Source organism: Gordonia sp. UCD-TK1, assembly GCF_001691435.1.
GTDB classification, from domain to species: Bacteria; Actinomycetota; Actinomycetes; order Mycobacteriales; family Mycobacteriaceae; genus Gordonia; species Gordonia hongkongensis.
The window spans coordinates 37,891-49,118 of record NZ_LZMP01000028.1; the positions used below are offsets into that span (position 1 = coordinate 37,891).

Consider the following 11,228-nt stretch of genomic DNA (forward strand, 5'->3'; position numbering starts at 1 on the left):
GCCCATGAGCACCGACACCGCCTCCCAGTCGACGGACAACCGACCGATCGCCGTGGTCACCGGCGCCAGTTCGGGGATCGGCGCGGCCACCGCGCGTCAGCTCGCCTCGCAGGGCTTCCACGTGGTGCTGGGGGCGCGCCGGATCGATCGGGTGACCGCACTGGCCGACGAGATCGGCGGCACCGGAAGGCAACTCGACGTCACCGACGAGCAGTCCGTGGCCGCCTTCGTCGACGGCCTCGACACGGTGCACGTGCTGGTGAACAACGCCGGTGGCGCCAAGGGTCTCGACCCGGTGTCAACCGCCGACCTCGACGACTGGCGCTGGATGTGGGAGACCAACGTGCTGGGGAGCCTGCGGGTCACCAAGGCGTTGCTTCCCGCGCTCATCGCGTCGGGTGACGGCCTGATCGTCTCCGTCACCTCGATCGCGGCGTTCGAGGCCTACGACAACGGCGCCGGGTACACCTCGGCGAAGCACGCGCAGGGTGTCACCCACCGGACCCTGCGCTATGAACTCCTCGGGAAGCCGGTCCGGCTCACCGAGATCGCGCCGGGCATGGTCGAGACCGACTTCTCCCTCGTCCGCTTCGAGGGCGACCAGGAACGCGCCGACAAGGTCTATGAGGGCCTGACCCCGCTCGTCGCCGAGGACGTGGCCGAGGTCATCGGGTTCGTCGCGTCCCGGCCGCCGCACGTGAACCTGGACCAGATCATCCTCAAGCCGCGCGATCAGGCCTCGGCCCGGCGGAACATCAAGACCGGCTAGCGGCTAGCGCGGGGCCGGGGCGTTCGAGGTGGGCGCCCCGCTGGGCGTGGCCGGGACCGAGGTCTCGCGGACCTCGCCTTTGATGGCCGACATGCCCTGCCAGGTCTCCCAGTCGTAGATCCAGTCGTAGATGTCGCCGTCGGCCTCCGACAACGCGATCCGCGTCCCGGTCACCTCCACCGGGTCGCCGTAGACCGCGACCCGGAAGTAGCGTTCGGCGTCGGCCTCCGACAGGTTGATGCATCCGTTGGTGACGTTTGCCGATCCCTGCACGTTCACGGTCGCCGGGTTCGCGTGGATGAACTCGCCGTTGTTGGAGATCCGCACGGCCCAGCGTTCCCGGATGTTGAAGTAACCCGCGGCCGGGTTGCTCATGAAGAACTCTTCGTACTTCTCGGTGACCACGTGGATGCCCGAGCGCGTGACGTTCCGGTCGAGGTCGCCGCCGCCGTAGCTGCACGGCAGCGCCATGAGTTCGACACCGTCGCGGAGCACCACGATCCGGTGCGAGGACTCCTCGGCCTTCACCACCTGGGCCCGCCCGATGGCGAAGTCGCTGGTCACGTCGGCCGCGCCGTACGCGCCGCCGCCGTGGTCGAGGCCGTACAGCTTGGCTGTCATGCTGACCTTCGTGCCGGGTGCGTAGTACTCGCGGGGGCGCCAGTGCACGCGGGAGCCGTTGTCCTCGCCGAGCCACGCCCACGACCCCTCGGTGGGTGGTGTGGTGGTGACGGTCAGCGCCCGCTCCACGGCCTCCTTGTCCTCGACCGTCCCGTTGAACTTCAGAATGATCGGCGCCGCTATGCCGACCTCCTGACCGTCGCCGATGTTGACGACGACGTTCACCTGACTCGACGGCTGCAGCGTGGTGAACGTCCCGGCGACCGGCACGACCTTGCGATCGAGACCCACCGCCGTTCCGCTCCAGGTGTATTCGGTGCCGTAACCGAGGGGCTCGCTGATCGTGTAGGTCGTGCGGTCCTCTGACAACTGACCCTTCACCACGACGCCGCGCGGGTTGGTCAGCTTCACGTCGGGGTTGAGGGAACCGTCGGTCGCCTTGACCGAGAACTCGGCGGTCGGGGTGGCCGGCTCGGCATCGAGGGCCGGGGTGAAGGTCAGGGTGACCGGCGGGTCGGCCGGTGTGTCGTCTCCGGGGCCGAGGCCGGAGCCGGAGCAGGCCGCCACCGCGACCCCGAGCGCTCCGACCCCGGCCGCGGCGAGCACGGAGCGTCGGTTCACCGAGGTCTGGGGAGTCATCACCGCAACAACAGTACCGATGCGCCGCCGCGCATCGGTGGTGTGCGGCCGCGGGGCAGGTGGTCAGACGTCCGGGGCGTCGTCGTCGCGCGCCGCGGGTCCGGTTCGCACGGACGGCAGGTGCGCGCGCTCGCCGGCGTGGTCCATCATCGACAGCACCTCCGCCGGGCCCTGATACGCGCAGATGGCGTGCGGGATCATCGTCGAGAATTCCGCGGCGTCACCCTCGGGCACGAGGATCGTGCGGTCGCCCAGCCACAGCCTCACGGTTCCCGACAGCACCGTGAACCATTCGTAGCCCGGATGGACGCGCAGGTCACCGACGGGTTGCTCGCGGTCGAACCGCATCTTCGCCACGGTGACACCCTGTGGGGCATTCTCCCGCGAGAGCAGCCACATCGTCATGCCCTCCACCTCGTGCGGCTGGGGCCGGATCACGACATCGGTGTCGTCCGCCGGTTCGACCAGCTGATCCAGGGTCGTGCCCAGCGCGCGGGCGATCGGCACGAGCTGGTCGAGCGCCACCCGCCGATGCCCGGTCTCGATCCGACTCAGTGTGGACGGCGACAGATAGCACCGGGCGGCGAGCGCGTCGAGCGTCCAGCCCCTGGCGATGCGGAGGCCGCGGATGCGCTGGCGGACCACCGCGTCGAGTTCTTGCGTCATTGGCAAGATGCTATGCCATCCAGGCATGGCGGCGCTACCGTGAGGTCATGACCAGCACGCACCATCCCCATCCGACCGGCGGACATCACGAGCACGCGAACCACACCGACCACCACAACCACGCCCGGCTCGCCGCGGTCCTCGACCTCGACGCCGAGCTCATGGCCGACTACCTCGAGGACGCCTCCCGTCTCGTCGAGGAGACCCTGGGGCGCGTACCCGCGCGCATCGCCGATCTCGGGGCGGGGACCGGCACCGGCACCGAGGCGCTCGCCCGCCGCTTCCCACAGGCCTCGATCCTGGCGGTCGACGGGTCGTCAGACATGGTCGCGCTCGTCGAACGACGCGCACGGGAGGGCGGTTTCGACGATCGGGTGACCGCCGTCGTCGCCGATCTCGACGACGGACTGCCGCCGCTCGGAACGCCCGACGTCGTGTGGGCGGCGATGTCGCTGCATCACGTCGCCGATCCGCAGCGCCTGTTGCGGGAGGCCGCCACCTCGCTCGGACCGGACGGCATCGTCGTGATCACCGAGATGGCGGGCGTCCCGCGTTTCGTCCCTGCTCACGAGGACGCCGAACTGCTCGGGCTGCAGGACCGCTGTCAGACCGCGGCCGCCGGGGCCGGGTGGGAGGCGCTCGTGGACTGGACCGACGCGTTTCACGACGTCGACTACGAGGTACTCCGCGCGGAGACCGTCCACGTCCGGCGCAGCGACCCGAGCCAGTCGGTCGCGCGGTACGCCCGGCACTGGTTCGCCCAGTTCCGGCATCGCTTGGCCGACACCCTCGATCCCGCCGACCTCGCCCTGCTCGACGACTTGACCGAGGCAGACGCGCGGAATCGTCTCGATGACCTGACCCTCGCCGCCGGACGACTCCTCTGGATCGCCCGGCCGCGCACCTCCCCCATTCCCACCCCCGAGAGCGAGCAACGATGACCAACTCCTCATCCGCCCAGAAAGACTCCCTCACAACCGAATACGACGTGGCCATCGTCGGCGGCGGAGCTGCCGGACTCAGCGCCGCGACCGTCCTCGCGCGATCACTGCGCAAGGTCGTGGTCATCGACGCGGGGCAACCGCGCAACGCACCGGCGGCCGGCGCCCACAATGTGCTGGGGCAGGACGGGATCGCACCCCTGGAGCTACTCGCCCGCGGCCGGGCGGAGGCGACGGGATACGGCGCCGAGATCCGTTCCGGCACAGTCGTCGACGCGGCCGGCACCGTCGACGACTTCACCCTGCGGCTGTCCTCCGGCGAGGTCGTCGCGGCCCGTCGCCTCATCCTGGCGACCGGCCTGGTCGACGAACTCCCCGACCTCCCCGGCGTCGCGGAGTTGTGGGGACACGATGTGCTGCACTGCCCGTACTGCCACGGCTACGAGGTCCGCGGAACACGCATCGTGCAGATCGCGACGAGCCCGATGTCGGCGCATCAGGCACTGATGTTCCGCCAGCTCAGCGACCGGGTGACCGTGGTCGCGCACGATCCCGACGCCCTGTCGGACGACGACCGGTCGCACTTCGCCGCGGTCGGCATCGACATCGTCGACGCCCGCGTCGAGCGCGTCCGGACGCGCGCGGAGAACGGTTCTGCCCACCTCGACGGCGTGCTCCTGACCGACGGCACCGTGGTCGAGGCCGACGCGGTGGTCGTCTCGCCGCGATTCATCGTCCGCGGCGACCTCTACGAGCGACTCGGCGGCACCCTCGACGACGGCCCGATGGGCGGGTTGGTCGGGACCGGCCCGATGGGCGAGACCGCGTTGCCGGGCGTGTGGGCAGTGGGCAACACCACCACCGTGCATGCGATGGTGACCGTCGCCATGGGCGAGGGCGTGTCCGCCGGTGCCGCGGTCAACGCCAGCCTGGTCATGGCCGACCTCGACGCCAAGGTCTCCGCCCTGGCGTGACCGATGCCGGTCCGCAGATCCGCGGCCGGCCGCCTACTCGGGGAATCCGTCGAGCACGGCGGCCGACGCGGACAGCCCGAGCCGGGTCGCCCCCCCGGCGATGAGCTCAGCGGCCGCCTCGGCGGTCCGAATGCCACCGCTCGCCTTGACTCCCACCCGGTCGCTCACCGCGGCGCGCATCAGTCGCACCGCCTCGACGCTCGCGCCGCCCGCCGGATGGAACCCGGTCGACGTCTTCACCATCGACGCACCGGCCCGCTCGGCGCGGCGGCACACCTCGGTGACGGTGTCAGGCCCGGCGAACTGCAACAGCGCGGCCGATTCGATGATCACCTTCAGGAGGGTGTCGTCGCCGACGGCCTCCCGGACGGTCAGGACGTCGGCGAACACCTCGTCGAACCGGCCGTCGACGGCCGCACCCACATCGATCACCATGTCGATCTCGTCGGCCCCGGAGTCGACGGCCAGACGCGCCTCGGCCGCCTTGACCAGCGAGTGATGTTTCCCTGACGGGAACCCGGCCACGACACAGGTCCGCAGTTCCCCGGTGTCGATCGGCAACATCGACGGCGAGAGGCAGACGGCGAGCACCCCGAGTCGTGCGGCCTCGGCGACCGTGGCCTCCGCGTCGGCCCGGGTCGCCTCGGGTTTGAGCAAGGTGTGGTCGATGATGGCGGCGACGTCGCGGCGTCGCAGGTCCTTGTTCGTCACACCGACGAGCTTGGCACACTGACTGTCGTGGCCCCCGCACAGACGATCCCGACAGACCAGACCGAGCGCCGCTACGTGCTGACGCTCGGCTGCCCCGACCGCACCGGCATCGTGGCGCGGATCTCGACCTTCCTCACCGATGTCGGGGGCTGGATCACCGAGGCGGCCTATCACTCCGACGAGGAGACCGGGTGGTTCTTCACCCGCCAGGCCATCCGCGCGGATTCGGTGTCGTCGACCGCGGACGAACTTCGCGTGCGCTTCGCATCGGAGGTGGCCGCCGAACTCGGACCCGAAACGGATTGGCGCCTCACCGATTCGCGGGAGACGAAGTCCGTGGTCCTCCTGGTGAGCAAGGAGACCCACTGTCTCATCGACCTGCTCGGACGTGCACATCGTGGAGAACTGCCGGCGGCCATCCGGGCGGTCGTCGGCAACCACCGCGAACTGGAAGACCTGGCCACTCGGTTCGGCATCCCGTTCCACCATGTGCCGTTCGCGAGCGAGCGCAAGGCCGAGGCCTTCGGCGAGCTGGGGCGGATCGTCGAGGGTTATGACCCCGACGCCGTGGTGCTCGCGCGCTTCATGCAGATCCTGCCGCCTCAGCTGTGCGATGCGTGGGCCGGGCGGGCCATCAACATCCACCACAGCTTCCTGCCCAGCTTCGTTGGTGCGCGGCCCTACCACCAGGCCTTCGCGCGCGGGGTCAAGCTGATCGGAGCCACCTGCCACTACGTCACCGCCGACCTGGACGCCGGACCCATCATCGAACAAGACGTGGTCCGCGTGGACCACAGCGACTCGGTCGCCGACATGGTCCGCCAGGGTCGCGACATCGAGACGCTGGTGCTCAGCCGAGGCCTGCGCTGGCATCTCGAGGACCGGGTACTGGTCCACGGGCGCAAGACCGTCGTCTTCACCTGAGGTCCCCACACAGCACACCGCCCCGCGACGTGGCGTCGCGGGGCGGTGTGAAGTCTATGTCGTAGGCGACTACTCGACGGTTCCGCCGTCGTCGCCGCCGAGCGAACCGGTGGCCAGGTTGCCGATGATCTCCGTGATGGCTTCCGAGATGCCGGCTTCGATTGCGTCTGACATGCTCTACTCCTTCGTCATTGGCGAGATTGTTCGTCGATCACCGTCCGCTCTCACCCGTGCGTCGGCTCGTCGCCGACGTTACATATTCATTTCGGGAATGTCTCCCCTATCGGAGAAACCTGCGTTCGACTCTCGCAACAATCGGACCCACGAAACAGCGTTTTCCCAGCGGAAAGCGCAACGTTGCCCGAATTGAAATCATCGGAAATCGAATGTGAACACCCGTGTAATGCATCGAAAATGCAACGTCCGGACGCCTGCGTCAAATACTGACTCGGCCCAGAAACAGTTCAGCAGTTGATGCCGTCGGGGCCATCAACTGCTGAACCGGTGGTGAGTCGGGTCAATTCAGGTCTCCGAATCGCTGCCGCCGAGCGAACCGCCGCCGAGCGAACCCGCGTCACCGAGCCCGCCGATGATCGCCTCGACCGCGCCTCCGATCGCACCCGCGAGACCGCCCTCGACTATGCCTGCCATATCCGTCTCCTCTGATGATGGTGAGATGCCTGAGTGTCGGTCGCGCGTCTCACCTGGTCACACGACTCGGGGGCGACGTTACAGACCGATCACGGAATAGTCCTGCGATATGAATAATTCTTGGTTTGGATTCTCAAATGCCGTTCTAAACAACACATGAATCTCGTGCCATCGACCGCGGAATTCACCCGACCGGAAACATTCGCGGGGATTTCATGGTGGCATGGAACAATGGTCAGCATTCACGCGACCGGGACTCGATCACGGTCGTTGACGGCCGCCGACCGCCCGCTCGCACTCGACCTTCTCGCGGCGGGAATGCAGGAGGTCCCGGTCTATCGATGGCTCCTGGGCGAGAACTCCCCGCCCGAAGTGTTCCGGTGGTATGGCGACGTCCTCTTCACCGATCTCCTACCGGGCCTGCGCGGCCTGTTCGCCACCACCGGGGAATTGACCGGACTGATCGCGGCGGCGGGCCCCGATCATCGGACCCAACCGGTCGACGACGAACTCGCGACCCGTACACGCCATTTCGTGACCGCCCTGGATGGTCTGATCCCACGATTCCGCGAACTCCAGGAGAAATCGCGTGGGCTCTCGATCGATTCCGCGCACAGCATCGTGTTCGCGCTCGTCCACCCGGCCCATCGAAGGAACGGCACTCTCGCGGCGATGCTCGAACCCGTCCTGCAGGAGGCCCTCGGCGCGGGGTCGCCGGTCACCGCCAGCACGGCCGACGCCCACATGGTCGACGTGTACGCACGGAAGTGGGGCGGCCGGGTCTACGGAGAGTTCACGCTGACCGACGGACCGACGGTCTGGTTCCTGACCGTCGACCCGCCGGTGTCGGTCTGAGTCCCGGTCAGACCGAGCAACCGCCCGACTGGCTCTGCGACGACGTGCCGGTCATCTCGCTGGTCAGCTGCACGTCCGAGCCGCTGATGGCGAACTCGAGCCCGCTGTCGGTCACCTCGAGCGAGTCGACCTGCACCTCATCGAAGAACGGGCCGAGCGACGACGTGGTGACCTGGTCGACGATCTGCTGGGCGAAGTCCGGCGGGATACCGAAGACCAGGGCGCTGGCCTTCACGACCTCGAAGTCGACTCGACCGTCGGTCAGCACAGGTTTGATCGTCGCCGAGACCGGCACCTGGAAAACCATGACGGGGAAGGCTGCCTGCACCTCGAAGGTGCCGTCGGCAGCGTTGCCGGTGATCTGCTCGACCGCACCGACGCCGCCCGCCCCGGTTCCGGTGCCCTGACCGCCACCGGTCGCCTGCTCCTTGCTCAGTTCGACGATCCGCTCGTAGGGGATGAAGCCCGTCCCGTTGAGGCTCTTGATGTCGGTGGAGTTCTCGGTGCCCGAGATACCGTCGGCGCGCATGTGCAGGCGGACGCCGCCTGCACTGTCGTCGGTGTCGACCTGCACGAAGGGGATGTCGCCACTGCCCTGCAAGATGATCGGTTTGCGACTCAGGGAGACCTCGGTCGGCACGCCGGTGAGCCCACCGAAGGATTCTTCGAGACAGTTGGTGACCTTGTTGCGCAGGTACAGTTCACTGCCGACCGCGCCGATGACCACGAGGAGCAGCACACCGACGAGGCTGAAGGCCACGATCTTTCCCGTGCTGCGCTTCTTGCGCGGCGACGTCATGACCGGACCACCGCCGGTCGGGCCGCCGGTTTCCGGCGCGATCGGTCCCGACGCGGTGCCGGGCCCGTAGGGATCTTCGCCGGGCGGGAACTGCGACGTGGGGGGCTTGGTTCCGCCGATGTCGGCCGTGTCCGCGTCGGACGGGGGGATGGCGGAGTAGGCCTGCGCTCCCGGGACGATCGGTTCGGTCGCGAACTGCTCGGTCGCGGGCGGATCGCCCTGTTCGGCGCCGGACACCGAACGCCATTCACCGCCCTGGCCCGTCGAGGTCGGCTCACCGGTCGCGGGATCGGGATCGCCGGGGTTGTTCGTGTTCGGATCGTGCTTGCCGGTTGCGTCGGCGTTGTCCCCGGATGAGGAATCGGGGCGGGGCGTGTTGCTGTCGCTCATGGGTTCCGTCCTGGGTCGTCTGACTCGCGGAGCCGCGTGTGGGCCGGCGTCACGTCGTTGTCCGTCTCGCCGCTGGCCGGCAGACGTCGCTCGTTGGCGAGGACTGCCAGTTGCGTACGGGCCTTCTCGACCAGTGCTAGGTCGAGGTCGTGCACGTCCACCCGGATGCTATCCGGATACGCGGCGACCAACGTACCGAATGGGTCTGTGATTTGGCTGTGTCCGATTCCGGTCGGCGCGCTCGACGACGCGGCCGCGTCGTCGGTGGGAAACGCCTGGTCGACGGCCACGACGAAGGTCGTCGAGTCCAGCGCCCGGGCCGAGGCGAGCACCTCCCACTGACGCAGTTTGCCCGGTCCGGAACCCCACGACGTGGGTACCACGATCACCTGGGCGCCCTTCCGTGCGAGGTGGGTGAACAATGCGGGGAATCGGATGTCGTAGCAGGTGGCCACGCCGACGGTGACGTCGCCGACCGCGAAGGTCAGCGGCTCCGCTCCGGCGGCCACGTTCTTCGACTCGGTGAATCCGAAGGCGTCGTAGAGATGGATCTTGTGGTACCCGCGGCGTGTCCCGTCCGGGTGTGCGACGACGACTGTGTTGCGGACCCGGCCGTCGCCGGCGGGCGTGAACATACCGGCCACCACCGTGACTTCCGACGCCGCGGCGACCTCGGACACGCCGCGCGCCCACGGACCGTCGAGATCCTCGGCGACCGGCTTCAGCGGCACCCCGAACCGGCACATCGTGGCCTCCGGGAAGACGACGAGCTCGGCACCGCGCGACGCCGCGTCCGCGGTGGCCGCACGCACCGTCTCGAGATTGGCGGTGGGGTCGTCGGTCGAACTGATCTGGGCCATCGCGACACGCATGACGGCCACACTATCCAGCCGGTGCGACCGTCTCCCAGGGAACCGTGAGCACGTTGTCGGACAGGCGGCGCCGCGGCACCTCGCAGTCGACCCCACGGTCGCGCAGCAGACCCAGTGCATGCACCCACCGGGCGCGCGGGCCGTACGGCGCCAGCGGCGCGGCGATGTCCCAGCACTGATCGGCCAGGGCCAGCAGCGTGTGGATCCGCTCGCCCGGCACGTTGCGATGGATCAGCGCCTTGGGCAGTCGCTCGGCCAGTTCCGACGGACGGCCCGAGTGCTCCGGCGCCCAGCTGAGGGTCAGGCTCACCGGCCCGTCGGCGTCGAGCAGCACCCAGCTGCACCGTCGGCCGATCTCGTCGCACGTCCCCTCGACGATCACTCCGCCCGGCGAGAGTGCACCGCGGATCCGGGCCCACGCGTCGTCGACCTCGTTCTCGTCATACTGGCGCAGCACGTTGAACGCGCGCACCACCCGGGGTCGCAGGCCGCCCAGCTCGAAGCCGCCGAGACCGAACCGCACGCCGGCACGGGGCTCGACCACGCGGGCGGGGTCGATCTCGAGACCGACCATCTCCAGATCCGGGGCGACCGCGCGGAGCCGTTCGGCCATCTCGACGGTCGTGTCCGGACGCGCACCGTAGCCGAGGTCGACGACGAGCGGCCGGGGCACGTCCAGGGCGGCACGCACCCGCGGGGAGTGGACCATCCACCGGTCCACGCGCCGGAGCCGGTTGATGTTCGTCGTGCCCCGGGTGACCCGGCCCTGCGGTCTGTGCTCGATGCGCTCGGACCTGACGGACGGGCGGCCGGCTCGGATCACAAGTTCTTGTCGACCCAGTCCTTGGCGTACTCGGCCTCGGCGCGGAACAGGTCGACGAGGTTGATCAGGATCATCTGCTCGAGCTTGCCGTTGACGAACGGGACGAAGACCTTCGCCTCACTGGTCCGGCGGATCGTGCAGCCACCGTTCTCGGTGGGGAAGAGTTCCTGCCAGCCGTTGAGGCTGCCCGGACCCGCCGGGATCGAGGCGTTGTAGGTGCCCTTGGTGTTGTCCGGGTCGAACGGACCCAGGGTCTCCTCGCGGGTGATGACCATGTCCTTCTTCATCACCGTCTGCGCGAGCGCGGGCAGCTGGTCGCGCCCGATCGTCTGCTTGAGGACCACCCGGATACCCGTCTCGTCGGAGACGAAGGAATCGACCTCGCAGTGCGGGGAGATCATCTGGAAGCCCGCCATCATGTCGTCCCAGTACTGCTTGATGCTCTGGGCCTGGTAGAGCTTCTCCGCGGACTGCGTGTACCGAGCGGAGTAGCTGAGCCGTCGTGCCATGCAGACCAGGCTACGTCAGCGGATTCTCGGTCTCCCACTCGACGGTGTGTCCGCGCTCGGCGTCGAGCAGCGCCGACAGCTCGC

General features: G+C 68.6%; 13 protein-coding genes. 5 read left to right on the top strand and 8 right to left on the bottom strand.

Going from position 1 to position 11,228, the window contains the following annotated elements; translation table 11 throughout:
• Nucleotides 1-4: 4 nt before the first annotated feature.
• Nucleotides 5-769: an SDR family NAD(P)-dependent oxidoreductase gene (locus A9310_RS16270; protein ID WP_065631519.1), complete on the top strand. Its 765-nt coding sequence runs from the start codon at nt 5-7 to the stop codon at nt 767-769.
• A gap of 3 nt (nt 770-772) precedes the next feature.
• Here the strand turns inward: A9310_RS16270 and A9310_RS16275 are convergent, their stop codons facing one another.
• Entirely contained in the window at nt 773-2,029 is a 1,257-nt protein-coding gene (locus tag A9310_RS16275) for an Ig-like domain-containing protein (protein ID WP_065631520.1), read from the bottom strand.
• Between the two features lie 63 nt (nt 2,030-2,092).
• Nucleotides 2,093-2,695 carry a helix-turn-helix domain-containing protein gene (locus A9310_RS16280; protein ID WP_065631521.1) on the bottom strand — a complete coding sequence of 201 codons (603 nt, stop codon included), beginning with the start codon at nt 2,693-2,695 and terminating at the stop codon, nt 2,093-2,095.
• 47 nt (nt 2,696-2,742) lie between these two features.
• On the opposite strand from A9310_RS16280, the gene A9310_RS16285 reads away from it, so the two are divergent.
• Entirely contained in the window at nt 2,743-3,636 is an 894-nt protein-coding gene (locus A9310_RS16285; protein ID WP_065631522.1) for a trans-aconitate 2-methyltransferase, read from the top strand.
• On the top strand, nt 3,633-4,610 hold the full coding sequence (locus A9310_RS16290) for an NAD(P)/FAD-dependent oxidoreductase (protein WP_065631523.1): 978 nt from the start codon (nt 3,633-3,635) through the stop codon (nt 4,608-4,610). The genes A9310_RS16285 and A9310_RS16290 overlap by 4 nt, the downstream gene beginning before the upstream one ends.
• A 33-nt stretch (nt 4,611-4,643) precedes the next feature.
• Here A9310_RS16290 and deoC read toward each other — a convergent pair whose 3' ends face one another.
• Nucleotides 4,644-5,321, bottom strand: coding sequence for a deoxyribose-phosphate aldolase (deoC, locus tag A9310_RS16295; protein WP_175401153.1), 678 nt, complete (start codon nt 5,319-5,321; stop codon nt 4,644-4,646).
• 27 nt (nt 5,322-5,348) lie between these two features.
• On the opposite strand from deoC, the gene purU reads away from it, so the two are divergent.
• Nucleotides 5,349-6,245, top strand: a complete 897-nt coding sequence (gene purU / locus A9310_RS16300; protein ID WP_065631524.1) for a formyltetrahydrofolate deformylase — start codon at nt 5,349-5,351, stop codon at nt 6,243-6,245.
• Nucleotides 6,246-6,767: 522 nt separating this feature from the next.
• Here the strand turns inward: purU and A9310_RS26490 are convergent.
• Complete coding sequence (locus tag A9310_RS26490) at nt 6,768-6,896, bottom strand: hypothetical protein (protein WP_259935821.1); 129 nt, start codon at nt 6,894-6,896, stop codon at nt 6,768-6,770.
• Between the two features lie 231 nt (nt 6,897-7,127).
• Between A9310_RS26490 and A9310_RS16305 the strand changes: the two genes are divergently transcribed.
• Complete coding sequence (locus tag A9310_RS16305) at nt 7,128-7,751, top strand: hypothetical protein (protein ID WP_065631525.1); 624 nt, start codon at nt 7,128-7,130, stop codon at nt 7,749-7,751.
• A gap of 7 nt (nt 7,752-7,758) precedes the next feature.
• Here A9310_RS16305 and A9310_RS16310 read toward each other — a convergent pair whose 3' ends face one another.
• From A9310_RS16310 to A9310_RS16325, 4 genes are all read right to left on the bottom strand, one after another.
• The gene (locus A9310_RS16310; protein ID WP_065631526.1) at nt 7,759-8,940 is read right to left on the bottom strand and encodes a hypothetical protein; all 1,182 of its coding nucleotides are present in this window, start codon (nt 8,938-8,940) and stop codon (nt 7,759-7,761) included.
• Entirely contained in the window at nt 8,937-9,812 is an 876-nt protein-coding gene (locus tag A9310_RS16315; RefSeq protein ID WP_065631531.1) for a carbon-nitrogen hydrolase family protein, read from the bottom strand. The genes A9310_RS16310 and A9310_RS16315 overlap by 4 nt, the downstream gene beginning before the upstream one ends.
• 10 nt (nt 9,813-9,822) lie before the next feature.
• The gene (locus tag A9310_RS16320; protein WP_065631532.1) at nt 9,823-10,521 is read right to left on the bottom strand and encodes a methylase; all 699 of its coding nucleotides are present in this window, start codon (nt 10,519-10,521) and stop codon (nt 9,823-9,825) included.
• Between the two features lie 110 nt (nt 10,522-10,631).
• Complete coding sequence (locus tag A9310_RS16325; protein ID WP_058251265.1) at nt 10,632-11,144, bottom strand: DUF2505 domain-containing protein; 513 nt, start codon at nt 11,142-11,144, stop codon at nt 10,632-10,634.
• Between the last annotated feature and the right edge of the window lie 84 nt (nt 11,145-11,228).